The 20,445-nt window shown below is 62.6% G+C and carries 35 protein-coding genes; 17 read left to right on the top strand and 18 right to left on the bottom strand.

The features are described 5' to 3' along the window. Positions 1-7: 7 nt before the first annotated feature. From RSO41_RS06155 to RSO41_RS06070, 18 genes are all read right to left on the bottom strand, one after another. Complete coding sequence (locus RSO41_RS06155) at positions 8-406, bottom strand: hypothetical protein (RefSeq protein WP_315618197.1); 399 nt, start codon at positions 404-406, stop codon at positions 8-10. Between the two features lie 246 nt (positions 407-652). Then, complete coding sequence (gene ssb, locus RSO41_RS06150) at positions 653-1,177, bottom strand: single-stranded DNA-binding protein (protein ID WP_315618196.1); 525 nt, start codon at positions 1,175-1,177, stop codon at positions 653-655. Between the two features lie 8 nt (positions 1,178-1,185). Beyond that, positions 1,186-2,121: a recombination-associated protein RdgC gene (locus RSO41_RS06145; RefSeq protein WP_315618195.1), complete on the bottom strand. Its 936-nt coding sequence runs from the start codon at positions 2,119-2,121 to the stop codon at positions 1,186-1,188. Between the two features lie 43 nt (positions 2,122-2,164). Beyond that, entirely contained in the window at positions 2,165-3,802 is a 1,638-nt protein-coding gene (locus RSO41_RS06140; RefSeq protein WP_315618194.1) for a lambda-exonuclease family protein, read from the bottom strand. Next, positions 3,799-4,758 (bottom strand): recombinase RecT, encoded by a 960-nt coding sequence (locus RSO41_RS06135; RefSeq protein ID WP_315618193.1) that lies wholly within the window; start codon positions 4,756-4,758, stop codon positions 3,799-3,801. The genes RSO41_RS06140 and RSO41_RS06135 overlap by 4 nt, the downstream gene beginning before the upstream one ends. A 75-nt stretch (positions 4,759-4,833) precedes the next feature. After that, a complete protein-coding gene (locus tag RSO41_RS06130; protein WP_315618192.1) occupies positions 4,834-5,118 on the bottom strand; it encodes a hypothetical protein in 285 nt (94 codons plus the stop codon). After that, positions 5,115-5,417, bottom strand: coding sequence for a hypothetical protein (locus tag RSO41_RS06125; protein WP_315618191.1), 303 nt, complete (start codon positions 5,415-5,417; stop codon positions 5,115-5,117). Before RSO41_RS06125 ends, RSO41_RS06130 begins: the two co-directional genes overlap by 4 nt. Then, positions 5,414-5,647: a hypothetical protein gene (locus RSO41_RS06120; protein WP_315618190.1), complete on the bottom strand. Its 234-nt coding sequence runs from the start codon at positions 5,645-5,647 to the stop codon at positions 5,414-5,416. Before RSO41_RS06120 ends, RSO41_RS06125 begins: the two co-directional genes overlap by 4 nt. Then, positions 5,637-5,807 carry a hypothetical protein gene (locus RSO41_RS06115; RefSeq protein ID WP_315618189.1) on the bottom strand — a complete coding sequence of 57 codons (171 nt, stop codon included), beginning with the start codon at positions 5,805-5,807 and terminating at the stop codon, positions 5,637-5,639. The genes RSO41_RS06120 and RSO41_RS06115 overlap by 11 nt, the downstream gene beginning before the upstream one ends. Next, positions 5,804-5,950 carry a hypothetical protein gene (locus tag RSO41_RS06110; RefSeq protein ID WP_315618188.1) on the bottom strand — a complete coding sequence of 49 codons (147 nt, stop codon included), beginning with the start codon at positions 5,948-5,950 and terminating at the stop codon, positions 5,804-5,806. Before RSO41_RS06110 ends, RSO41_RS06115 begins: the two co-directional genes overlap by 4 nt. Positions 5,951-6,180: 230 nt before the next feature. Then, complete coding sequence (locus tag RSO41_RS06105; protein WP_315618187.1) at positions 6,181-6,321, bottom strand: hypothetical protein; 141 nt, start codon at positions 6,319-6,321, stop codon at positions 6,181-6,183. Between the two features lie 10 nt (positions 6,322-6,331). Further along, positions 6,332-6,592 carry a DUF551 domain-containing protein gene (locus RSO41_RS06100; protein ID WP_315618186.1) on the bottom strand — a complete coding sequence of 87 codons (261 nt, stop codon included), beginning with the start codon at positions 6,590-6,592 and terminating at the stop codon, positions 6,332-6,334. A 37-nt stretch (positions 6,593-6,629) separates the two neighbouring features. Then, positions 6,630-6,884, bottom strand: a complete 255-nt coding sequence (locus RSO41_RS06095; protein WP_315618185.1) for a hypothetical protein — start codon at positions 6,882-6,884, stop codon at positions 6,630-6,632. 106 nt (positions 6,885-6,990) lie between these two features. Further along, on the bottom strand, positions 6,991-7,155 hold the full coding sequence (locus RSO41_RS06090; RefSeq protein WP_315618184.1) for a hypothetical protein: 165 nt from the start codon (positions 7,153-7,155) through the stop codon (positions 6,991-6,993). A gap of 798 nt (positions 7,156-7,953) precedes the next feature. Beyond that, entirely contained in the window at positions 7,954-8,196 is a 243-nt protein-coding gene (locus RSO41_RS06085; RefSeq protein ID WP_315618183.1) for a hypothetical protein, read from the bottom strand. Between the two features lie 489 nt (positions 8,197-8,685). Continuing rightward, complete coding sequence (locus RSO41_RS06080) at positions 8,686-9,033, bottom strand: hypothetical protein (protein ID WP_315618182.1); 348 nt, start codon at positions 9,031-9,033, stop codon at positions 8,686-8,688. Further along, the gene (locus tag RSO41_RS06075; RefSeq protein ID WP_315618181.1) at positions 9,005-9,475 is read right to left on the bottom strand and encodes a Panacea domain-containing protein; all 471 of its coding nucleotides are present in this window, start codon (positions 9,473-9,475) and stop codon (positions 9,005-9,007) included. The genes RSO41_RS06080 and RSO41_RS06075 overlap by 29 nt, the downstream gene beginning before the upstream one ends. Positions 9,476-9,592: 117 nt before the next feature. Continuing rightward, positions 9,593-10,468, bottom strand: a complete 876-nt coding sequence (locus tag RSO41_RS06070; RefSeq protein WP_315618180.1) for an XRE family transcriptional regulator — start codon at positions 10,466-10,468, stop codon at positions 9,593-9,595. Here RSO41_RS06070 and RSO41_RS06065 point away from each other — a divergent pair. The 17 genes from RSO41_RS06065 (at position 10,427) to RSO41_RS05985 (ending at position 20,442) form a co-directional block, all read left to right on the top strand. Further along, positions 10,427-10,576 (top strand): hypothetical protein, encoded by a 150-nt coding sequence (locus RSO41_RS06065; RefSeq protein ID WP_315618179.1) that lies wholly within the window; start codon positions 10,427-10,429, stop codon positions 10,574-10,576. The genes RSO41_RS06070 and RSO41_RS06065 overlap by 42 nt on opposite strands. 32 nt (positions 10,577-10,608) lie before the next feature. Continuing rightward, complete coding sequence (locus RSO41_RS06060) at positions 10,609-11,214, top strand: hypothetical protein (RefSeq protein WP_315618178.1); 606 nt, start codon at positions 10,609-10,611, stop codon at positions 11,212-11,214. A 74-nt stretch (positions 11,215-11,288) separates the two neighbouring features. Continuing rightward, a complete protein-coding gene (locus RSO41_RS06055; protein ID WP_315618177.1) occupies positions 11,289-11,984 on the top strand; it encodes a phage regulatory protein/antirepressor Ant in 696 nt (231 codons plus the stop codon). After that, positions 11,981-12,181, top strand: coding sequence for a hypothetical protein (locus RSO41_RS06050; RefSeq protein WP_315618176.1), 201 nt, complete (start codon positions 11,981-11,983; stop codon positions 12,179-12,181). The genes RSO41_RS06055 and RSO41_RS06050 overlap by 4 nt, the downstream gene beginning before the upstream one ends. A 3-nt stretch (positions 12,182-12,184) precedes the next feature. Further along, on the top strand, positions 12,185-12,976 hold the full coding sequence (locus RSO41_RS06045; RefSeq protein WP_315618175.1) for a hypothetical protein: 792 nt from the start codon (positions 12,185-12,187) through the stop codon (positions 12,974-12,976). After that, positions 12,973-13,743 (top strand): ATP-binding protein, encoded by a 771-nt coding sequence (locus tag RSO41_RS06040; protein ID WP_315618174.1) that lies wholly within the window; start codon positions 12,973-12,975, stop codon positions 13,741-13,743. The genes RSO41_RS06045 and RSO41_RS06040 overlap by 4 nt, the downstream gene beginning before the upstream one ends. After that, positions 13,740-15,089 carry a replicative DNA helicase gene (locus RSO41_RS06035; protein ID WP_315618173.1) on the top strand — a complete coding sequence of 450 codons (1,350 nt, stop codon included), beginning with the start codon at positions 13,740-13,742 and terminating at the stop codon, positions 15,087-15,089. The genes RSO41_RS06040 and RSO41_RS06035 overlap by 4 nt, the downstream gene beginning before the upstream one ends. After that, positions 15,086-15,334 carry a hypothetical protein gene (locus tag RSO41_RS06030; RefSeq protein ID WP_315618172.1) on the top strand — a complete coding sequence of 83 codons (249 nt, stop codon included), beginning with the start codon at positions 15,086-15,088 and terminating at the stop codon, positions 15,332-15,334. Before RSO41_RS06035 ends, RSO41_RS06030 begins: the two co-directional genes overlap by 4 nt. Continuing rightward, a complete protein-coding gene (dcm, locus tag RSO41_RS06025) occupies positions 15,331-16,797 on the top strand; it encodes a DNA (cytosine-5-)-methyltransferase (protein ID WP_315618171.1) in 1,467 nt (488 codons plus the stop codon). The genes RSO41_RS06030 and dcm overlap by 4 nt, the downstream gene beginning before the upstream one ends. After that, positions 16,794-16,982 (top strand): hypothetical protein, encoded by a 189-nt coding sequence (locus RSO41_RS06020; protein WP_315618170.1) that lies wholly within the window; start codon positions 16,794-16,796, stop codon positions 16,980-16,982. The genes dcm and RSO41_RS06020 overlap by 4 nt, the downstream gene beginning before the upstream one ends. Continuing rightward, a complete protein-coding gene (locus tag RSO41_RS06015; RefSeq protein ID WP_315618169.1) occupies positions 16,979-17,428 on the top strand; it encodes a recombination protein NinB in 450 nt (149 codons plus the stop codon). Before RSO41_RS06020 ends, RSO41_RS06015 begins: the two co-directional genes overlap by 4 nt. Before the next feature lie 133 nt (positions 17,429-17,561). Further along, positions 17,562-18,032 carry a DUF968 domain-containing protein gene (locus RSO41_RS06010; protein ID WP_315618168.1) on the top strand — a complete coding sequence of 157 codons (471 nt, stop codon included), beginning with the start codon at positions 17,562-17,564 and terminating at the stop codon, positions 18,030-18,032. Further along, positions 18,029-18,334: a hypothetical protein gene (locus tag RSO41_RS06005; protein WP_315618167.1), complete on the top strand. Its 306-nt coding sequence runs from the start codon at positions 18,029-18,031 to the stop codon at positions 18,332-18,334. The genes RSO41_RS06010 and RSO41_RS06005 overlap by 4 nt, the downstream gene beginning before the upstream one ends. Next, positions 18,331-18,543, top strand: coding sequence for a hypothetical protein (locus RSO41_RS06000; RefSeq protein ID WP_315618166.1), 213 nt, complete (start codon positions 18,331-18,333; stop codon positions 18,541-18,543). The genes RSO41_RS06005 and RSO41_RS06000 overlap by 4 nt, the downstream gene beginning before the upstream one ends. 1 nt (position 18,544) lies before the next feature. Next, positions 18,545-18,886 carry a hypothetical protein gene (locus tag RSO41_RS05995; protein WP_315618165.1) on the top strand — a complete coding sequence of 114 codons (342 nt, stop codon included), beginning with the start codon at positions 18,545-18,547 and terminating at the stop codon, positions 18,884-18,886. A 168-nt stretch (positions 18,887-19,054) separates the two neighbouring features. Further along, positions 19,055-19,693 (top strand): hypothetical protein, encoded by a 639-nt coding sequence (locus RSO41_RS05990; protein ID WP_315618164.1) that lies wholly within the window; start codon positions 19,055-19,057, stop codon positions 19,691-19,693. A gap of 182 nt (positions 19,694-19,875) precedes the next feature. Further along, positions 19,876-20,442 (top strand): hypothetical protein, encoded by a 567-nt coding sequence (locus tag RSO41_RS05985; RefSeq protein ID WP_315618163.1) that lies wholly within the window; start codon positions 19,876-19,878, stop codon positions 20,440-20,442. Positions 20,443-20,445: the final 3 nt, after the last annotated feature.

Genomic DNA, 20,445 nt, shown 5'->3' with positions numbered 1-20,445 from the left:
GGTGGGCTTAATACTTCTTCCCGCCCTCGGCGGTACGATTCTCCAGCTTGTGGTCGGCCCGCCGGGCGTTGTACTCGAGCTTCTCCATCATGGCGCCGACGATGTCGTAACCGGCGCGGCCCGCCAGGTCATAGATGCGGATCACGGCGTCGGCAAGCTCAACCTCGGTCATTTCCCGATGCGGCAGCTTGTCGTCCATGATCCCCTTCCGATGACCCTCCATGGCCTCGCTTACCTCGGAGTGAATCAGGCATAGCTTTTGCGCGAAGCGTTCGGGGGTGAAGTCGAGCGGCTTGCCTGTTTCGGGGTCATGCCACCAGCCAGCCTTTACAGACTGCGAATGACACAGGCTGGCCAGTAGCTTGGCGCCTCGCTGGTCGGTGTAAGAGAGCATGTCACTATCCATATCGATCTCCTGCTGTGGGTGGTGCCCCATCTCGGAGGGGTGACCGGCATTGCCCGCGCCTACCGCGCAGCGGTACGCCCGCCCACAGCGCTCCGGCCGGACTGCCAGAGTGGCGCCGAGGGTAGGGCGGGGAGTCGGCGCGTCGCCGCTGCTTCAGTGGATATTGGGTGCTGCTATAACTGGCCGGCCCGTCCTGGCGAGCAGCCTCGGTTTACAGCCAGTTGGCCGTGTCAGGTGGAAGCTGGATCAGAAGGGAATTTCATCATCGAAGTCATCGAAGCTGCCGGGGTTCGGCGCTCCGTAGTTGCTGCCGTTGCTGCCTTGCTGGGGCGGCCCCATGCCGCCACCTTGCGGGTATCCGCCTCCAGGGTTGCCGGGTTGTCCCGCCGGCGCACCGTGTTGCTGCTGCGCCTGCCCCTGTTGCTGGCCGGTATTCGGGGAGCTGAGCATCTGCATATCGTTGACCAGGATCTCGGTGGTGTAGCGATCCTGGCCGCTCTGGTCCTGCCACTTGCGAGTCTGTAGCTTTCCCTCGATATACAGCTTCGAGCCTTTGCGGACGTACTGCTGGGCCAGTTCGGCCAGTCGTCGGAATACGATCAGCCGATGCCACTCGGTTTTCTCTTGCTTCTCGCCGGTCTGCCGGTCTTTCCACTGGTCGGACGTTGCCAGGTTTATATTTCCGACCGGGTTCCCGGACTGCGTAAACCGCACCTCGGGGTCTTGACCGACGTTGCCGACCAAGATGACTTTGTTGACGCCTCGGGCCATGGGGCCTCCTATGCTGCTGAAGGGGTGTCTGCACCAGCCTGGGCTTCGCCACCCAGCCACTGGACCAATGTGTCGGCGGTGACGCCGAGAACATGGGCCATGATCGAGAAGTCGGCCTCAAGGCGAGCAATAGGGTCGTCGCCATCGTCCTGCTGGGAAGCCTCATCAATCACCGCGTCGTCGAACCGGATGGATTTCACCGCCAGGTCGTCGTGGAGTACGAACGTCATGCGGCCTTCGATACCCAGGGCCATCCTGCTGACCATCCGACCGCTCTCGAGGTGCTTGAACATTTCATCGCTGTCCAAGTCCACCTGGCGGGCACGGATCACGCCGTCGTCGCCCTTGGTCTTGAGCTCCACCTGGTCGCCGACGATGAGGTCAGCTGGGCGGTTGGATGGGTCGATCATCCAGTGAGTCATGGCCCGCATGGGTAGGGTGTTGGTGGCCAGCGGCGTGACTTTCAGTGAGCCCAGCGTCTCCCGCAGCAGGTCGAGCACTTCCTCGGCACGCTTGCGGTTGCTGGTATTGATGCCGATCAGTCCGCGGCGGGTGTCCCACCACAGGTCGATTTTCTGGCTGCGCACGAAGGCCCGGGGTAGCAGCTCCTCGTAGACCTGCTCTTTGAGGGTGAGCTTTTCCTGGCGCGTCAGCTTGCGGTACTCGGCGGCTTCTTGGGCCTCGGCACGCTCCTCGACCTCTTCCTTGATCACCGCCGGTGGCAGGAGCCGTTCCTGGCGGATGACCGTCAGCAGCCGGTGGCCCTGGAGCTCGTGGCAGAGCTGGGTGCCGGCGCGGCCGGCGGGCGGACACCAGCCAATGCGCCGCGCCTCGCTGCCGCTGAGCGGTCGATGGGCTTGTTTGGCGAGAAAGCTCTCGAGGATTGCAGCATCGGCATCGGGGGCGTCGTGCAGGCGGTAAAGGTGTAGGTTCTTGAACCACATGATTGGTATCTCCTGGCGGGCCCGGCAGGGCCTGGGGTGGTTGTCAGGCGGCCTCGAGCTGGGCCATGGCGTCGGGGTAGCCGCTCCAGTTGTCCACACCGGCGGCCTCCAGGGCGTCGAGCTTGGCGCGCGCCTCCAGCAGGGCGTCGTACTCCTTGCGGCTGATGGTCACCGTGTCGGGTTGCTCGACCTCTCGGGCCGGCTTGAGGGCGGCGCCACGGTCGGCGGCAGCAGTGATTTTGCTGGTGTCGATCGGCTGGCGGACGGTCTTGTCGTCGCCAGCACCGGTATCGACGCCGACATGCGCTGACTCCTGGGGCTTCTCCTGCTGCGCCTGCTGCTCGGCTTCGGCCTTCGCCTTGGCTGCCTCCTCCTGGCGGATGCGTTCGCGTTCAGCCTCCTCTCGTTTGGCCACAGCCTCCTTGTGCTCGGCGATGCGTGCCTTGATGGTGGCCACCAGGTCATCGGCTTGTTTCTGGATCAACTCGCGCCAATCGACGAACAGGAAGCCGTGCTCCCCTTGCTCCTGCTCGAGGAGGGCGAGGTTGTCGGTGAGCCGTTTGGCGTCCTGCTGGGATTCAACCTTGGCCCGGGCGACCTCATCATCTGCGGCGGCCTGCAGGCTGGCGATGGTCTTCTTGCCCTTCATGGCGCCGGCAACGTCGAGGGTGTGGTGCGGAGTGACGTGGCCACCCAGCTCAGTCAGCCAGTCCATAAAGGAATCGACCGCTTTGCGCTGGATCTCGAGCCGCCGGTTTTCCTTCTCTGCCTTCACCAGCTTGTCGAGATGTAGCCGCTTTTTCCGCATCGTCTCGCGCAGCTCGTCGATGGTGTTGAACAGCTCCGAGATGCTGGCGGTCTGCTCTAGGGCGGTTTTCTTGCTGGCCTCCAGTTGCTTCTCACCCTTCTGCAGGAACTTGACGGTTTCGGCGGCATCGGCGAAGTGCTGGTCCGTTGTCAGCTCGGTACGGATGCCGTTTATCATGGCCAGCGCGCGGGCCTTGAAGTCCGGCAAGTTGCTGTCCTTCACGGCGCCGGTGAGGTCGATCTTGAGGGCTGGCAAGGCCTCGGGCGCCTCGCCCTGGGGCGTGACCTTCTGCTCGGTGGGCTGGTAGGCCTCGAGGTCGGCGCGGAATTGCTCCCAGCCGGCGAGCAGGGCATCGAAACGGGCTTGATCCGCTTCATGCCAGCACCAGACAGCGTTCTCACGGGTGCCGTCACTGCACATGAACAGGCAGCGCTCAGCGCCGCTGACGAGTAGCTGCTGATCCATCTGCACCTTGTAGTGCTCGGGCAGGTCGTTGGCCTGCACAGCGGCGACCAGGCTCTCGTTCCAAAGCTTGTGCTCGAAGATGATGTCTTCGAGCATCGTGGAGCCATCCAGACTGGCCAGCAGGTGGGGATGTTCCTCGCTGACGCCGGTGACCGGGTAGAGCTCCTGACCGATGATCTCCTCGGCGATGGGGCGGGCCGCTGCCTCGGTGGCGTGGCCACGGTCGAACAGCTTCTGCTGGGCGGCCGTCACTTCCTCGGCGACACCGGTGTATTTCTGCTTGAGCAGTTCGGCGCGGGTCTGATACTTGCTGACTCCGGCCATCGCCGGGGCCTCACTGGCAGTGAAGTGGTTGGCGCGGGCGTCGTGCCATTCCTGGGTGCCTTGAACAACCTCGAGAATCTTCATACTGATGCCTCCGCGGTAATGTTCTGGATCTGCTGCTTTTGCTCATCAGAGAGCATTGCCCGGCTGCTGACCTTGGCAATGACGCGCTCGGGCGACGTCTTGCCTGCCAGAATGGCGGCCCGCCACTGCTCAAAGTTTCCCTTGAAGGATTCGTCGGAGTAGGGGGGTAGCGCCTCGACCTGGGGTTGCTGGGGCGTGACGTCTTGCTCCTTGCGCTGCTCGAAGTCATAGAGCTGCTCGTCACGGTTGATGACCTTCATCACCGCATCAGGGAGCGGCAGCTTCGGTGCCAGACGGTGCATGGCGGACTTCTTGCACATCTGCGGCTTCCAGTCTTTCCAGGGGCCGTAACCCTTCCTTCCGGATTTGCTGGCGGCCTGGATTTTCTCGAGGTCTGCACGGGCCACCACCTCGATCTGCACCTCGCCGCTCTTCAGCCGGACCGTGGCGTAGGCGAGCGAGATCTTGTCGTCGCCGCGATCACCACCCCATTTCGGGCGGTGCTTCAAGTGCTGTCCGTCTTCGTCTACCCAGTAATCGAAGGTGTCATCTTGGTAGACGACATCCATGTGGACATTGGCCACCTCGGGCGCGTTACGGATCTTGCTGAGGAGGCCGCGGATCATTGGCATCCAGGCCACCTTCTGCACCCAGTTGGGTGGCTCCTCGCGTTTCGCGGTATTGGTGGAGTGGATGACCAGGGCGCCCTGGCGGTTGTCGGGCAACAGGCCGTCTCGACAGGACTGGCTCAGTGCGTCAAAGAGGCTGGCGGGATCGGCATGGAGCAGGTCCGGATTGGCCTGGACACCGGTCAAGGCAGCCGACCGAAAGGTCGAGAAGTCAATACCGGTTCCGTCGAGCAGTTGCTTGAACTGATCCTCGCGCTTGTCGAGAGAGTGGGTAAAGACAGCGAGCGGCGATGGCGCCTCTTGCTGCTGGTGCGCGACTTGAGTCATGGGCTATACTCCCCGTGATTCGTTGTAGGCGGATCTCCACAGCCCATCACCTGTTGCGCCAGGTGGTGGGCTTCTTTATGCGGCATCATCCATATCTGCCTGCGTCTCGACGCTTTGGCGAAGCTGCCCGCGCAGCATCTTGGCGACCTGCAGCAACTGCTCGTCATCCTTCGCCGTCAGCAACTGCACCAACCGATCGTCTTCGGCCATCTTCTCCAGCGGGCCGCTGTACACGCCGCCGTCGTCGTAGAGATTGCCGTTGATCCAGTCGTTGAGGTATTCCGCCTGCACCTGCCGGCGATGCTCGTCGCGATCGGGCTGGTCAGGGTCGAATTGCGGGAACTTTACTGCTGTATTCATGCCGCCACCTTCTGCCGGTTCGCTGCGATCCACTCGGCGAGCTGCGTGTGCTGCTCACTGAGCGTGCAGGGCGAGTCGGGATCGCCAGGCTTCGGCATCTCCGTGCCATCTGCCTCGATGCTGACTCGCGAGTAATAGAGCGGAGCGTTGCTGCTGTCGTACACGCCGACCGCGCTCCATGCGCCGCCGTCGGTGAACGTGTTGAGTTCGTGACGTGTCTGCTGTCCGGTTTGCCCGGGCACGGATATGAGCGCCATGCGCTGGATGTCCGCCAGCGTCTGAATCTGGTCGTTGGTCATGACTGCCTCCGTTGATCGATGTGCCGGTCGGACCAGTGCGGCCCGACGAGCGGGCGTCGCGCCTGCTTGACGCTCCGGTCGAGCTCCTGCTGCTTGCGTGTGTCTCGTCGCTCAATCGCGATGCCGATCACCACCAGGGTGGTGGCCACGGCAATGCATACGGCGAATAGCGCCATGGCGGTCATGTGCCCGCCCTGGGTGAGGGTCTGGAGGAATGTGTCAGTTGGCATACGCCCTCCTGGTCACAGTGGTGATGCGCGGTTGTTCGATGCCGGCTCTTTGCGCCGCCTGCTTGGCTTGCTTGCGGCTTCCGAACGGCGACCCCGGTAGATCAACACGCGGCGTTCTGATGCGCCCGCGTGGCTCGATGGCGATGTATTTGGCGCTCATCCCGCGAGCTCCCGCAGCTCTCGCTCGAGCCGCATCTCGTCGTGGAGTCGATCAATATCTCGGCGCCGGGCGTAGCGGCTTACCGCCCGCTGATCGTTCTGGATGCGGCGCTGATATTTAGTTGTTGGGGTGATGTTATCCATGGCGATCTCCATGTCGTGGGCGCGGCCCGCCGTGGCGAGCCCGCAGAATAAAAAGCGCCCGCGCTGGGCGGGCGAATGCAGGGAATTGGGATGCGGTGGCGCATCGGCTATGCCGCCTGGCGCTTCCCCGTAGTCCCGTCGGGGCAGGCGGCATGCCTGATGCGTCCCGGCGTATTCTCAGCCCACCGGGAGGCTATGGGCCGCGCTTACCCGGCGGATCGGGGTGGTGCTCAGTCGTCGTCGCTCAGCTTCTCGGCGATCTCATCGGCATCGACGCCGTGATCTACGCAGTGACTCTGAAATGCTGACCAACTGCCGGCCAGGAACTGGTCGATCACCAGCTTTTCCGTTGGCGTCAGTTCGTCTTCCATCTCTCCTCCTCTACGCCCGGGGCGCGGTGTGGGGCGGTGCCGGGAGCGGCATCCAGTGGCTCGGGTGGATGATCATGCACTCCTGGTCTTCGGCCCAGTCGCCACAGTCATCAATCGCTGCAACTCGATATAGCGGCTCGCAACCTATTTTCGTCTCGACTACCAGCACGCTCTCGTCTGTGCTGGGTAGCCGATCCTCCACGCTGATCCAGCCGCCAGACCGCGCATTCGGATCGGGGTCAAGCTGGTCATCTACTGCTGTGGTAGTCATCGTTCTCTCCTTGCGCTAGGGCGCGATGTTCTGTTGATCAGTGGCCGCCACGTAAGGAGTGTGCGTACGCGCCTAACGTCGGGTGGTTGCAGCCAGCCAGCTTTTGAATGAGGTCGGAAGCCTCACCTGGCGTCTTTGCCATCTTGACCTGCTCTTTCCAGTCATAAGGAGCGTTCCCGGCCTCCAACATGACGGCGATGGAAAAGCCGGACGGCGCAATCTGAGCCATACGGCACGCGACCTTGAACCAATCAACGTCGCTCGCCAGTAGTGAAATAGCGGTGTCTTTCATCACTCTCTCCTGTCCGTTGTCATCCGTAGAGCGGCCTTCAGCGCTCGGGCCGACCCGTCTGAGTTTTCGCTGATAGGTCATCAAGGCCGCTCTCGGATGAGGTGGCTCACCACCCCATGCAGTCGTCGTACGCAGCCTGCGCCGCGTCCTCCGCCTCCTGCTGTGCCTCGGCCCTCAGATCGGCCAGCTGGTCATGCATCTCGTGCATGTCGATGTGGCCGTCCTCGTACTCCTGCTCGATCTGGTCTGCTGCCTTGTCGAACCAATTCATTGCTCTCTCCTGTCCGTTGTGCATCGGAAGGCGCCCCAGCCGTCCTGACGAGAGGGACGAACCCTTGCCTCAGTCCGTGGACGCCTTCCGGTGGCCCCTGATCTCGGCTCAGGGACGGGCCGCTGTGGTCGCGCACTTCTGTCATCGCGCCCGCTGCGCACTCCGTGCCGAGCCACGGCTGGTGCGGCGCTTCTCTACTGCCCTCTTGCTGGCTGGGCGGCATGTCGGCGATGGTCGGCGCTGCTGCCGCAGGCGTTGGCGCCGTCGCTCTCATTACCAGCGGTCTCGGTCCCGCTGCCCAAGCCAGGAGGGCGAGCCAGATCATCGTCATGGCGTTCTCCTGGTGATGCGGATGCATCGGGATAGACACCGGCTCCGCACCCGGCCTTGAGCGGCCTTCCGCTCGCTCGACTGCATAACCTCAGAGTCGCGATGCCTATCCCGATGGCCCCGATACGCTCAGGGCCAGCGTCTTGCGTGACGCCCCGCTGTGCGGGAATACGCATGCCGGTCTGCCCCGGCTGCCTCACCACTTCGCAGGTGACGCGCTTCGCGCTACGCTGAAGTTTCCACACATCGCGTAGCGAAAGAGGTATCAACTAATGGAACGAGGAATTGGTCAGCGCAGAGTCAGCGGCGAGCCCAGGGGTGGCGGATCGGGAGTAAGCACTGGCGCAGCAAGACGGCTTGCGGCAGAAATTGAGTCCCGAGCCACGCACGGCAATCGCATCGACCCGAAGGCAATAGCAAAGGCTATTAGGAGCCTTGCGGATGCCGTTGATCGGCAAGACCAGCGAATCACTCAGCTTGAGGGCCGTGAAGAGTAGTAAAAGGGGGTACTGGCTCTCCATCTTCAAGCTGGCCGTCCACGCCGTTCAGGTCGGCCAGCTTGTTCCACAAGGCGCGCTCAAGCTCGACCCTGAGAAGGAGAGCGTCGTCGGCGCGCTGCTTCAGATCCTCTTCTTTTTCTCGCAGGGCGAGGATTTTCGTTTGCAACCCGTGAAGCTCTGCGAGGCGGGCTGTTGTTTCGATATCACTCATGGCGATTCCTCCTGTTGGCCATCCGTCACCCCGCTCGATGAACGGAGTGGCGGATGCCCACTGCCTCGGCAATGGGCGGAATCCTTCTTGCACACGACCTTCGCTCGCTTTCGCTCTACGCCCCGGGGATCTTGTTTCCCGACGCGCACACCACAGGGGTGCCCTCTGATCTGAGGTGGCCGTGCCCGTCCGCCGGCTGTTGCCGACGACCGCCCAGGTTTTCGGTGTCTGGGGCACCATCCAGGTTGTCTAAAGAGCCGCTGCGTCTTGCTCCCGGCAGCTCGGGTAGGCGTTTTGCCCTGTGACGGTTTGAATTATGTGCAATCGCATATTACCTGTCAATGAGTATTCGCATATTTTTAGGAGATAGCGCATAACTCCATGATTTTTATGGATCAGTCAGACACAAAAAATCCCGCTCAGGGCGGGATCAGGCGGGCAGAAACAGAAAACCCGCCACTGGGGCGGGTTGGGGAGAGTAGGGCGGGGCTACTTGTCGCGGCCTGGCATGGCAGAGAGGAACTTGTCTACCAGCTTCTCCAGTTCTTCGACTCCACACCGCCGAGCGTAGATGGCAAGGCCGATCAACTGCAGCAGCCCGATCACAATCGGCGTAGTCCAGGTCGTTGCGCTGGTGAACGTGTGAAGATTGAGAAGAGTCAGGCCGATGAGCACGAACAGGAATCGCTCCTCCTTGCGGGCGTCCTGTTCGGCCTGAAGCCTCTCGGAGAGATCTTCTACCGCCTGACTGGCGTGATCGGAAGGGTGAGGCTCGCCCCCACCCTCGCTCGCGATGTCGTTGAACTCATCATGCGGGGGCTGGGTGTCGTTCGGCATCCGGGAACCTTGTTTTGTACTCGGCGCAGATGTCGTCATGCGGGATATGGATGCCCATCACGCCATTGTGGTAGTTCTTATCCCATGCGCCGCCAGGGCGATGCGTGAACTCGACAAGGCGGAATGGCGGCGTATTGCCAAGCGACTTCACCGCATCGCGGATGATCTTGACCTCATCACCGTCAGCAGGGTCCCCGATCCGGCGGAAGACATTCCCTACCGGGCGCGCGCCAAACGCAGAGACGTAGCGGTAGACAGATGGCAAGACAGGGCCGTAGCTCCACGCCTCGAATTCATCGCCCGTGATAAGTCGTTCGCCGTTCTGACGACCGGCAAAGACCATGTGTGCGATGTATAGGATTTTTTGGAGCTGAAGGTTGGTGAGACTCCAGCCCGATGCTTCGCACGCCACCTTTGCGGCCTGTAGTGCGCTGATGCTCATCGCAAGACCTCCTTATTGGTGGGTGGTGGCTATATGACACATGCAGTGTAGCGAAAAGTTCCCGTAGGGCATAGGTGGCGCTCTACGCCCTAGGCTTCCTGAGCCACAGCGAGCCGATCAGGCCATCGCGCCGCCGCGCCAGATCACCATGCCGATGATCGGCACCTGGCTCGCTGACATGTCGTTCACCTCTTCATCCATGTACAGCGCCTTGTTCGGGTTGTCGCTGCTGAGGATCCATTCGCCGGTGACGCGCTGCATGAGGCGCTTGATGCTAATGCTGTCGTCAGGCCGGCGGATGGCAAACGGCTTGCCGTGGATGGGCTCGGTGCGGGAGAGGTCGAGCAGCACAACGTCACCCTCGATGATGTAGGGCTCCATGCTGTCGCCCTTGGCGTAGATGACGCGCAGATTCTCCGGCTTGGCGTGGACCCGCTCAAGCCAGTCCCGCTTGAATGCCAGGCCGCCTTTCACTTCGACGTGGTGGTTGAGGTAGCCGTCTCCATTCTCGCCGCAGACGCTGAGCTGGGGGATTAGGGCGTAATCCTCCTCACTTGGCGCTTGGGCGACGCCACCGCCGTCCTCCTGGCCAATCATCTCGCCATCTTCTGATGCCAGCCATCGGGCGCGTACGCCGCAAGCCTCGGCGATCTTCACGACATGAGAGGATCCCCGGTGCTTTCCCTGCTCCAGGTTTGAAATAACGGACTGATGCACTCCCGCCTTTTGAGCGAGCTGCACTTGCGTCAGTTTGGCGTGCTTTCGCGCAGCCTTGAGGCGGTCTTTGAATTCCATGCGCTGATTGTTATGCGCGGGCTCATATCGTTGCAAATGTCTTTTCGCATGGCCTACAATATGAGAATTCGCATAGAGGGAAGCGCAATGGACAGCATCTTCGAGCGTCTTGTCGCTCACTTCGGAACCCAAGCCAAGGCTGCTGACGCCCTTCAGGTGAACCAGGGGGCCGTTTCCAACTGGGTGCGCGGAAAGCATGGGATGTCTCCTGTTGTTGCCATGCGCGCCGAGTCACTGACGGGCGGCGCCTTTAAGGCGGCTGAGCTGTGCCCGCAGGTTTTCAGCCCCGGCGTCCATGCCGCCTAACCACACCTACAGCGTATCGACAGGACATTCCGATGCCCACGTCTAGCACCAGACACCCCAGCCGAGACGCCTTGCTCCGCGACGCCCTCGGCCAACTGAAAGAACAACGCGGTGTATCGCTCGAGCGTTTCGCCCGCACGCTGAACATCCTCGCGCATGCCATGTGCCCGGCGAAGACCGAGGACATGGCATGCCTGGCCTCATTCACCGAGGTCAGCGAGGAGTACGACCACGCCGTCATGAGCTGGAACAAGCGTGTCCAGCGGTGGGCGAGCGGGGCGGTGGAGTTCCCGGCCTGGCTGGAAGAGCCGTGGATGACGGCCCTGGAGGAGCTGGGCGACACCGAGAACCGCGTCGAGCTGGTTCGTCGCCACGGCTTCCTGGGCGTTCGCCGGCCTCAAGCCGGTGAGACACCGGCCTGTGCTTTCGCTGCCCTGGGCGCCGTGAGCCGAGAGGCCGGCGAGATGATGGGCTCGTATACCGGCCTGCTGGAAGACGGCGTGCTGGATGAACAGGACGCAGCGGCAGCGCCGGAAGTGATGAAGGACATCGATAACGCCATCGCGGCGTTGATGGGGACTCGCGAGCTGATCAAGCAGCGGGTCGTGAAGCCGTCGCTCAAGGTGGTGGGCGACTGACACGACAAAGCCCCGGGAGGCTACCAACCAAACCCCGGGGCTTCATGTATCAACAACGTGATGAGGTAAGCGTAATGCAAGCACTGACTGACCGCAACCCGACCATGAGCAGCCGCGAGATCGCGGAACTGACCGGGAAGCTTCACAAGAACGTGATGGCCGACATCCGCTCCATGTGCGACCAGCTTGGAATCGACTCGGCTGAATTTTCAGCCCAGTACCGGGATGGCTCCGGCCGCATCCTCGCGTGCTTCGAGCTCGACCGCTACCACACCGAAGTGCTGGTCACCGGCTATGACGTGAAGCGTCGGGCCGCTGTAATCCGACGCTGGTACGACCTGGAGAGCGGCAACGCCCAGCCTGCGGCTACTGCGCTGCCCGACTTCAACAACCCGGTTGAAGCTGCCCGTGCATGGGCCGATGCCAAAGAAGCTGAGCAGCGAGCCGTTGAGCAAGCTGAAGCCGCCAAGCCTGCCGTGGAGTTTGTCGGCCGGTTCGTCGAGACCGGCAACACCAAGTCAATCCGCGAGACCGCCAAGATTCTCGGCCTGCCGGAAAAGGCGTTCATCAAGGCGATGATCGAGGACAAGATTCTGTTCCGCCAGTCCGGCAGCCTGCTGCCACACCAAAAACACCACGCCGCCGAGCGATTCGTCGTTAAGACTGGCGAGCGCAACGGTCACGCCTATGAACAGACCCGCGTCACGTCCGCCGGTATCGACTACCTGGCGCGCGTGTACGGCTACTGGATCGGGGAGGTGGCGGCATGAGCGATCAACTATCCAGCGCGTCAATCATCGACGCCGAGCCGAGCTACCGGTCCTTCCGGCACCTACCGGAGCCGGTGCGCTGGCAGTGGTATGAACACGCCAAACAGATCCGTCAGGGCCAGGAAGCAGCCGGTTACGTGATGACCGAGACCTACGACCAATTCATCGCCCGCGTGACCCGCGAGCTGGAGCTTTGAGCCATGCAGTACACCGTGACTATCAACCAGTCCAGGGCCCTTGAGTGGGGGCTCAACTCACAGCAGGCCATGCTGTTCGCGTTCGTCTATGGCGTCCCGTCCTGGGCCGACCCGGTGACCCGTGACGGCGAGGTCTTCTACGCGCTGGCCAAGAGCAAGATCGTCGAGGAGCTGCCGCTGCTGACTGATAAGCCGGACACCGCCTATCGGATGCTTAAGGTGCTGCAGGACAAGGGGTTGATCGTTCTTGCTAGCACCAACTCCATCACGCTGGTCCGTCTGACAGCCAAGGCCAAGGCCTGGAACAAGAAAGAGGACGGATCGGAAAAATTTCCGGCCCAAGGTCGGAAAAATCTCCGAGGTGGGTCGGAAAAAAATCCGAGCGATGTCGGAAAAAAATCCGATCCGGGGTCGGAAAAATCTCCGACAGATCAGGATACCAGTGATCACGATACCAAGGATCAGGATACCAGTGATCAAGAAAGCGCCTTGCCTGACTGGCTTCCTGCCGACGCCTGGGCCGAACTGATCGAGCACCGACGCCAGCTCAAGGCCCCGATGAACGACCTGGCCAAGACCAAGGCGATTAACAAGCTCGACAAGCTCCGCCAGGACGGCAGCGATCCGGCTGCGGTGATCGAGCAGACCATCGTCAACGGCTGGAAAGGCGTCTTCCCGGTGAAGGCCAACGTCCATCGCATGGAAGACCACCGCCCCCGGCCCAAGCACACCGGTCTGGATCAAGCCAACTCCGCTGGCCTGACGCCGCGGTCGGACGGGACGTTCTCGCTATGACGGAGCAAGGCATTCTCGGCGCCCTGCAGACGCGCCCCGCGGAGTGTGATCGTCACGGCGAGTATGAATCCGTGATGCTCAACCTGGACGGTCAACGCTGGACCGGCTGCCCGGATTGCTCTGCGGAGACTATCGAGCAGCACCAGGCGGAACGCGACGCATGCCAGGCGGACGAACTTCGTCGCATGCGCGGCCAGGCCATGTTCGAAGCATCCGGCGTGCCGCGGCGCATGCAAGGCGCCACCCTCAAGGGCTACGTCAGCGACAGTGACGAGCAGGCTGCCGCCCACCGCCAGGTTTGCGAGTACGCCAAGGGGCTGACAGAGCACCTCGAGACCGGCGACGGCCTGGTATTGATGGGCAACATGGGGACCGGTAAGACCCATCTGGCTGTGGGCCTGATCCGCTACGTGACGCGCACGCTGGCTGTTCAGGCGCAATACGTCACTGCGCCGGCCCTGTTCTCTCGGGTGCGGGCCTCCTACAGCGGCAACGGGGAAACCGAAGCGCAGATCCTCGACGAGCTGGTGGCGGCCCCACTGCTGGTGATCGATGAGATCGGCGTCGGCAAGGGATCGGACAACGAACTGAACCTGACCTACAGCCTCCTGGGTCAGCGGTACGATGCCTGCCGCCCGACGGTGATCATCACCAACCTCATGAGCGACGACCTCCGATCCTGGCTCGGCGAGCGGGTAGTGGACCGCCTGCGCGAGACCAGCCCTGTCGTGTTGTTCAACTGGGAATCTTATCGGGGGCGCTCATGAATACGCTGTACAGCCAAGAGGCTGAACTGTCGGTCATCGGCGCCGCCATGATCGAGAACGACCAGGTGGCGGAACTGGCTGAGATCGTCCGGCCTGGTGATTTCTGTGCTCCAGCCCATCGGACCGTCTGGGGCGGCATCGTCAACCTGTCACGCGATGGCAAGCCATGCGACCTGGTGACGCTGGGCGATCATCTCGAAGCCAACGGATTGATGGATAGCGTGGGCACCTTTGCCGACCTGGCTGAGATCGCCCGAGCTGTGCCGGTGGCGAGCAATGGTGCGCACTACGCCGAGGTGGTCGCCGATCTGGCTCAGCGCCGACAACTGATCGGCACTTTGCCGGAGGCCGAGGAGCGAATCGCTGATCGCGGTTTGCCAACGGCTGACCTGATCACAGAGCTGCAGGGCCGCCTGGAATCGTTGCGCCGTTCGTCGCGTCACCGCCTGCTGACTGCCGCTGAATACATTGGAGACGAGTTCCTGTCTCCGTTCCAGCGTCGCCATGCCGGGGAAGAAGAGTCAATGGGCCTTCCCTACGGCCTGCGTGACCTTGACGAGAAAACCATGGGCATGAAGCCCGGCGAGCTAGTGGTGGTTGGCGGTCGCCCGTCGATGGGCAAGACGGCGTTCATGATGAACAGCCTGCGCGCTGCTCTGGACAACCAGGCGCCGATGCTGATCGAAAGCTTGGAGATGAAGCGTCCGGCACTTTTCAACCGTCTGGTGGCCGGGATAGGTGACATCCCGATTGCCGCTCTCCGCGACCCTCGAGGCCACTGGGATGAGATCGACGAGCATATCGCGCGAATCGCCTACCCGGTGACACAGATCAAGAACGCTGACCTGTACATCAACCACGATACGCCGCGGACCATTTCGCAGATTCGTGCTCAGGCCAAAGAAATTTACGACCGTCACGGTCGGGTCGGACTGGTGATGATCGACTATCTGGGCAAGGTGAAGGTCGAGGGCAATTACAAGCGCCATGACCTCGGCATCGAGGAAGTGGTGGCCGGCGCCAAGGCTATCGCCAAAGAGTTCGATTGCCCGGTGATGCTGCTCTCTCAGCTCAATCGCTCCCTCGAGCAGCGGCCCAATAAGCGCCCGAACATGGGCGACCTCAAGGATTCGTCCGCCATCGAGCAGGAAGCCGACACGATCCTGTTTCTGTACCGGGACGAGGTCTACAACCCGGATAACCCTGACAACAAAGGCCTGGCCGAGATCATCATCGGCAAGCAACGCGAGGGCGTGACCGACACCGTGCATGCAGTGTCGCGGCTTGGTCATGCCCGATTCGAGGATCTGGCGCCGCGGCGCTACGCAGAGGAGTTCAGCGCATGACCAACGTCACATCACTCCACCAGGTCGACCTGCCGATGGAGATCCTGGGCACGCTCTACTACAGCGAGCCGCTGACCATGCACGAGATCGCGCATGCCATCGAGATGAGCACCGGGTGCCGGGCCGACAGCGCGGCGTTTGCCGCTGCCATCGAGCGCCTGCGGGAGCTGGGCTGGACGATCATGGAACATGCCGAGCCGGATGGCGTGCGGTATGAGCTGGTCATCCAGGGAGGGGCGGCATGAGGTACGGCAGCGTTTGCAGCGGCATCGAAGCCGCCAGCGTGGCTTGGAAGCCGCTCGGCTGGGAGCCGCAATTCTTCTCGGAGATCGAACCCTTCCCGTCAGCCGTGCTCGCCCACCACTGGCCTGACGTCCCCAACCTGGGCGACATGACTAATTTCAAGGAGTGGCCCGATGCAGCTATCGATGTTCTCGTCGGAGGAACCCCATGCCAGTCATTTAGCGTCGCCGGACTGCGCCGAGGACTGGATGACCCGCGTGGCAACCTCGCGCTCACCTTTCTTGCCATTGCTGACCAATATCGCCCCCGCTGGGTGGTATGGGAGAACGTCCCCGGCGTCCTGTCGAGCAACGGAGGACGGGATTTTGGTGCCTTCCTTGGGGGGTTGGTCAAACTCGGGTATGGGTTCAGCTACCGAGTGCTTGACGCTCAGTTCTTCGGAGTGGCCCAGCGACGCCGCCGTGTGTTCGTTGTCGGCCATCTTGGAGACTGGCGACGTGCCGCAGCGGTACTTTTTGAGCGCGAAGGCCTGTCGGGGAATCCTCCGCCGAGCCGAGGCCAGGGGCAAGACACTGCCGCCGATGCTGGACATGGCCCTGCGGTGCCAATCCTCGAGCCAGGAGCTAGAACCGGCAAATCCACCGATGACAGGCGAGCCGGCATAGGCGTGGGCGAGAGCGGCGATCCAATGTTTACGCTTCAGGCCGGGAAGCAACATGGCGTGGCCTGCGCCATCACCGGCGACATCACCCACGCCCTGAACACCGCCAACAACGGCAAGGGGTGCAGCGAGGACGGCACCGGCCGGGGCGTGCCGACCATCGCCTTCACTGCTAAGGACTATGGCGCTGACGCCCAGGCCGACCTATCGCCCACCCTGCGCGCCGGCGGTTACGCCGCCAGCCACGCCAATGCCGGCGTGATGCCGGCCGTCTGCTTCGCCCAGAACAGTCGGAGCGAGGTTCGCCAGGTAGGCGGAGACGGCCAGATCACCGGAGCCCTGGCGGCTGACCACGGCGTCCAGCAGCAGCATTACGTGGCACAGCCTGTGGCATTCCAGCCCGGCAATCTTCGTCGTGGGGCTGGGGCGCCGCCCAGCGGCGAAGTATTCCCCACGGTCAAGGCGGATCACGGGCGCGGCCTGAGCGACCAGTTTCCGCACGTCTGCCAATCAACCGCCGACACGTTGACCAGCAACTGGCACAAGTCCGGCGGCGCCAAAGCCGGCAAAGAGGCCGGCGTTCTCAACCCCGTCTTCCAGGGGCTGCGCGTCCGCCGCCTGATGCCCGTCGAGTGCGAACGCCTCCAGGGATTCCCCGACGGCCACACCGCGATCCCGTATCGAAACAAGCCTGTCGCCGCCGACGGTCCGCGCTATAAGGCTATCGGAAACAGCATGGCCGTGCCGTGCATGCAATGGATTGGACGGAAGATTCAGATCGTCGATAAGGAGTTTGCCGCATGAGCATTTTCACCGACCCGCTGGCCGCCATTGAGGAGGCCGAGTACGAGGCCGAGATGACTGGTTGGCCGCAGAGCATCATTCGGCACGGCGACGCCATGACGATCATGGCCTATCACGACGCCATTCTGGAGCGCGTCTACGTGCTCGAGACGGTCAATCCACCGGCATGGGAGGCTGTGGCATGAGTAAAGAGCTGACCTACCGCATCGACGGCCTGGGCGACGTGCACACCAAAATGCGCGCCGTGTGGGAGATGGTGAATAAGGCGCTCCAGGGCGGGGCGGTCGAGGTGGCGCTGCGCCGGCCAAGCGACAAGCGAAGCCTGGACCAGAATGCCCGTCTGTGGGCCGTCCTGACCGACGTATCCAAGCAGGTCGAGTGGCATGGCCGCTACCTGCCCAAGGAGGCATGGAAGGACATTTTCTCGGCGGCCCTGGAGCGTCAGGACGTGGTGCCAGGGCTCGAAGGTGGATTCGTCATGATCGGCGGCCGCACCTCGAAGATGACCAAGCAGCGCTTCGCTGACCTGTTGACGTTGATCGACGCCTTCGGTGCCGACCATGACGTTGTGTGGTCTGACCCGGCGCTGCGTGTGCTGGATGAATACCGGGAAGCGAGGGAGGCGGCATGAAGGCAGCAATCTGCATGCTCATGGCGGCCGGCTGGCTTGCCCTGACGGTTGCGGCAGGGACGGATGGCGAGACGCCGCTGATTATCTCTCAGATATGGCTAGTCGGTGGAGTTGTGAGCATCGGAGGCAAGCCATGAAACGCACTGGACCGATAGAGCGCCGCACCCCGCTCCGCGCCAAGGCCCCGATGAACCGCAAGCGGGAGAATCGCGGCTTGTCGTCAACAGAACGGGCATCCGTGAGACACAAGCGCCGTAGTGCCTCGCGGAATAACGACAAGCGCTTCCGCAGCGAGCGTTATCTGCGGTTCGTGCGGTCGCTGCCGTGCTGCTGCTGTGGAGGCCCTGCGAATTCGGCTCACCACGTCATTGGTATCTGGCAACTGGGAGGCATGGCCCTGAAAGCACCTGACAGTTTCGCCATGCCGGTCTGCGATGGGCCAGGGAGTTGCCATGAGGCCATCCATGCGAGCCCCGAGGCATTGGCTCATCAGCCCCGTTGGCTGCGCCACACGATTGCGCTGGGGATGCAGGAGTTTGACGGGGAGGTCCGCGAGGCGCTGAGCGAAGCGCTCGAGTTCATCAACAGGCAGGAGGCGGCATGAGCAATAACACCTTCGAGCCACCGCCCCGGCATGGCGATGCTGGTCTGCATGGCTGTGAGGTATGCGGTGCGCTGCGATTCAGTCGGCACGAGATTGACTGCCCGCACAATACCTGTTTTGCGGCTGACGCGTGTCGGGCGGGCGGTGTGAGCGTGTCCAGCGATTTTCGAGGAGCTATCGCCAAGCTGCGCGAAATCGGCGGCTGGAAAGAGGGGCGACCGCCAACATTCCGCGAGCAAATGGAGGAGCGTTACGGGAGTTGGGAGGAGTATCAGCGGCAGGCAGGGGAGGGTGACCAATGATCATGGTGACATCGAAGGCGGGGCAGCGGCTGGCGAAGGCGAAGTCGCGCCACGACAAGCTGTTCGAGGAATACGTGAACGCAGACTCCAGTCACGTCCACGCAGCGTTGCGCACCCTGCAGTCCGCGAAGCGGGAGATGGACAGGGCGGCTCTCGCACTGGCCGACGAGCTGATCGAGGGCAATCACCACCTCGCGGAAGGGGATTGAGATGCACGACCTCGCCCTGGGCCGAATGAAGGCCGGCAAGATGAACCGCACCGAGGCGGCCTATGCCGCCCAGCTTGAGCTGGAAAAGCAGGCTGGCGAGATCCTTTGGTACAGCTTTGAAGGGCTGAAATTCCGGCTGGCGGACAAAACGTTCTACACACCGGACTTCGCCGTCATGCGGGCAGACGGGCTGATCGAGATCCGGGAGGTGAAAGGGCGCTGGCACGACGACGCCCGGGTGAAGATCAAGATGGCTGCCGAGCTGTTCCCGTTCCGCTTCGTCGCCGTCCAGGCGAGGCCCAAGAAGGCTGGCGGTGGCTGGGCAATGGAGGTGTTCGAGTGAAGTGGCTCAAGGTTTCAAGCGTCTGCATTCGCTCCGAGGACGGACGGTTCCGCATCGCGAAGTGGGTCAGCCAGGGCGAGGCCATGTACCAGCTAAGCGATGGAAACGAGACCGTCGGGTGGTATCGGAAAGCGGACGAGGCGAAACGGATAGCGGAGGAGATGGCGAATGGTGACTAACGACCCGCGACAGGCATGGGCGCTGGCACGCGACGACGGTCTGCGCAGCCAATCCGAGGTGACACGCGAGCAGCAAGAGCTTGGAGTGATGGTCGATACCTCGGTCCGAGGCGGGCAGGGCGCTGCCGTCGGGGTGGAGTATGGCCGCGTCCTGCACTGCATCGAGGCGTTGCCGATTCCGGCCAAGGCGGTTGGTGACGCGCTCAATGCGCGGGGCGTCCTCAATGCCCGGGCGCTGGAGCAAGCCCAGTCACTCGGCGCTCTGTCCGCCGCTCAGATGGTCGGTAGACGAATGCCGGGCTATCCCCGCTGGAAGCCAGAGAAGCAGCGCATGCTCTACTACGTGGCGCTGGCAGCCATGGAACGGGCCTGGGTCGAGCTACACGCGATCCCCGAGGCGCTGGACAGCAAGGGCAATCCCGAGGGGCGCGCGCTCGACAGGCCTTGGAAGGTGCAGAAGCACATTCGCGCCCGTCTGGGCCAGCCCATCGAGGCCAAGAACTGGGGGCAGAATTGGGGTGATGTCTGGAAGATGTTGCTGGATGCGATCTATGAGCAGGACGCGGCAGGGCAGGATGTCATAGAGCGCTGCGTGGCGGACATGCGGGAGTGGCAGAAGGCGAGCTAACAGGTTGCACATAAGGAGATATTGAGGTACATTCCCCATAATGGCGCGAACTTCGTTCACAGGGTCGCGTCAACCTCATTCCAGCGCCTCAACTTCCCGGTTGGGGCGTCTCTCGTTCTGCCCTATCTCCCGCCCGCTGCCCATTCGGCACGCGGGCGTTTTCGTATCTGCCCGGAGCGTCTATGCAGTGGCTCGATCACGTTGCCGCCATCCCGCATGGCGCCATCCGTCTCGCGTGGGCGGCTCATGTTGATGATGCGTTCGCAGAGCGTGTCATCGAGATGTGTGACGACTTCGGCTGGTCGATGGACCAGGCGGGGCATGTGATGGCCTGTATCGCTTTCGAGAGTGGGCGGACGTTCAGCCCCTCGATTCGCAATGCGGCCGGCTCCGGCGCGACCGGCCTGATCCAGTTCATGCCGGCCACGGCCCGAGGGCTCGGTACCACGACCGAGCAACTGGCTGAGATGACGCCGACTCGCCAGCTCGATTACGTGCAGGACTACTTCCAGCCGTACCACCGCCGCATCCGCACGCTGCCCGACATGTACATGGCCATCCTGCTCCCGAAATACGTCGGTGAGCCGGGAGGCAGCGTGTTGTTCTCCAGCGGCATCGCCTACCGGCAGAACGCCGGCCTGGATGCGAACGGCGACGGAAAGATCACCAAGGATGAGGCGAGCACCAAGGTCCAGAACATGCTGATCGAAGGCCAGCAACCCAAGAACTCCCGGCTGATCGCCCCCTGATTG

The organism is Halomonas sp. I1 (assembly GCF_032334135.1).
GTDB lineage: Bacteria > Pseudomonadota > Gammaproteobacteria > Pseudomonadales > Halomonadaceae > Halomonas.
The sequence above is the reverse complement of the archived record's forward strand: the minus strand, read 5'-3'. Positions and strand labels throughout refer to the sequence as shown.

Excerpts from the sequence above, each read along its gene's own strand:
- RSO41_RS06115 (WP_315618189.1), bottom strand. The coding sequence starts at position 5,807 with ATGAGCGCCAAATACATCGCCATCGAGCCACGCGGGCGCATCAGAACG.
- RSO41_RS06075 (WP_315618181.1), bottom strand. The coding sequence starts at position 9,475 with ATGAGCATCAGCGCACTACAGGCCGCAAAGGTGGCGTGCGAAGCATCG.
- RSO41_RS06125 (WP_315618191.1), bottom strand. The coding sequence starts at position 5,417 with ATGACCAACGACCAGATTCAGACGCTGGCGGACATCCAGCGCATGGCG.
- RSO41_RS06015 (WP_315618169.1), top strand. The coding sequence starts at position 16,979 with ATGAGTAAAGAGCTGACCTACCGCATCGACGGCCTGGGCGACGTGCAC.
- RSO41_RS06005 (WP_315618167.1), top strand. The coding sequence starts at position 18,029 with ATGAGCAATAACACCTTCGAGCCACCGCCCCGGCATGGCGATGCTGGT.
- RSO41_RS06010 (WP_315618168.1), top strand. The coding sequence starts at position 17,562 with ATGAAACGCACTGGACCGATAGAGCGCCGCACCCCGCTCCGCGCCAAG.
- RSO41_RS06070 (WP_315618180.1), bottom strand. The coding sequence starts at position 10,468 with ATGCTTTCCGCGCACCCAGTTGGAAACGGCCCCCTGGTTCACCTGAAG.
- RSO41_RS05990 (WP_315618164.1), top strand. The coding sequence starts at position 19,055 with ATGGTGACTAACGACCCGCGACAGGCATGGGCGCTGGCACGCGACGAC.
- RSO41_RS06140 (WP_315618194.1), bottom strand. The coding sequence starts at position 3,802 with ATGAAGATTCTCGAGGTTGTTCAAGGCACCCAGGAATGGCACGACGCC.
- RSO41_RS06085 (WP_315618183.1), bottom strand. The coding sequence starts at position 8,196 with ATGAGTGATATCGAAACAACAGCCCGCCTCGCAGAGCTTCACGGGTTG.
- RSO41_RS06050 (WP_315618176.1), top strand. The coding sequence starts at position 11,981 with ATGAGCGATCAACTATCCAGCGCGTCAATCATCGACGCCGAGCCGAGC.
- RSO41_RS06020 (WP_315618170.1), top strand. The coding sequence starts at position 16,794 with ATGAGCATTTTCACCGACCCGCTGGCCGCCATTGAGGAGGCCGAGTAC.
- RSO41_RS06055 (WP_315618177.1), top strand. The coding sequence starts at position 11,289 with ATGCAAGCACTGACTGACCGCAACCCGACCATGAGCAGCCGCGAGATC.
- dcm (WP_315618171.1), top strand. The coding sequence starts at position 15,331 with ATGAGGTACGGCAGCGTTTGCAGCGGCATCGAAGCCGCCAGCGTGGCT.
- ssb (WP_315618196.1), bottom strand. The coding sequence starts at position 1,177 with ATGGCCCGAGGCGTCAACAAAGTCATCTTGGTCGGCAACGTCGGTCAA.
- RSO41_RS06095 (WP_315618185.1), bottom strand. The coding sequence starts at position 6,884 with ATGAAAGACACCGCTATTTCACTACTGGCGAGCGACGTTGATTGGTTC.
- RSO41_RS06135 (WP_315618193.1), bottom strand. The coding sequence starts at position 4,758 with ATGACTCAAGTCGCGCACCAGCAGCAAGAGGCGCCATCGCCGCTCGCT.
- RSO41_RS06080 (WP_315618182.1), bottom strand. The coding sequence starts at position 9,033 with ATGCCGAACGACACCCAGCCCCCGCATGATGAGTTCAACGACATCGCG.
- RSO41_RS05985 (WP_315618163.1), top strand. The coding sequence starts at position 19,876 with ATGCAGTGGCTCGATCACGTTGCCGCCATCCCGCATGGCGCCATCCGT.
- RSO41_RS06110 (WP_315618188.1), bottom strand. The coding sequence starts at position 5,950 with ATGGATAACATCACCCCAACAACTAAATATCAGCGCCGCATCCAGAAC.
- RSO41_RS06060 (WP_315618178.1), top strand. The coding sequence starts at position 10,609 with ATGCCCACGTCTAGCACCAGACACCCCAGCCGAGACGCCTTGCTCCGC.
- RSO41_RS06105 (WP_315618187.1), bottom strand. The coding sequence starts at position 6,321 with ATGGAAGACGAACTGACGCCAACGGAAAAGCTGGTGATCGACCAGTTC.
- RSO41_RS05995 (WP_315618165.1), top strand. The coding sequence starts at position 18,545 with ATGCACGACCTCGCCCTGGGCCGAATGAAGGCCGGCAAGATGAACCGC.
- RSO41_RS06045 (WP_315618175.1), top strand. The coding sequence starts at position 12,185 with ATGCAGTACACCGTGACTATCAACCAGTCCAGGGCCCTTGAGTGGGGG.
- RSO41_RS06000 (WP_315618166.1), top strand. The coding sequence starts at position 18,331 with ATGATCATGGTGACATCGAAGGCGGGGCAGCGGCTGGCGAAGGCGAAG.
- RSO41_RS06100 (WP_315618186.1), bottom strand. The coding sequence starts at position 6,592 with ATGACTACCACAGCAGTAGATGACCAGCTTGACCCCGATCCGAATGCG.
- RSO41_RS06090 (WP_315618184.1), bottom strand. The coding sequence starts at position 7,155 with ATGAATTGGTTCGACAAGGCAGCAGACCAGATCGAGCAGGAGTACGAG.
- RSO41_RS06155 (WP_315618197.1), bottom strand. The coding sequence starts at position 406 with ATGGATAGTGACATGCTCTCTTACACCGACCAGCGAGGCGCCAAGCTA.
- RSO41_RS06120 (WP_315618190.1), bottom strand. The coding sequence starts at position 5,647 with ATGCCAACTGACACATTCCTCCAGACCCTCACCCAGGGCGGGCACATG.
- RSO41_RS06130 (WP_315618192.1), bottom strand. The coding sequence starts at position 5,118 with ATGAATACAGCAGTAAAGTTCCCGCAATTCGACCCTGACCAGCCCGAT.
- RSO41_RS06145 (WP_315618195.1), bottom strand. The coding sequence starts at position 2,121 with ATGTGGTTCAAGAACCTACACCTTTACCGCCTGCACGACGCCCCCGAT.
- RSO41_RS06030 (WP_315618172.1), top strand. The coding sequence starts at position 15,086 with ATGACCAACGTCACATCACTCCACCAGGTCGACCTGCCGATGGAGATC.
- RSO41_RS06040 (WP_315618174.1), top strand. The coding sequence starts at position 12,973 with ATGACGGAGCAAGGCATTCTCGGCGCCCTGCAGACGCGCCCCGCGGAG.
- RSO41_RS06035 (WP_315618173.1), top strand. The coding sequence starts at position 13,740 with ATGAATACGCTGTACAGCCAAGAGGCTGAACTGTCGGTCATCGGCGCC.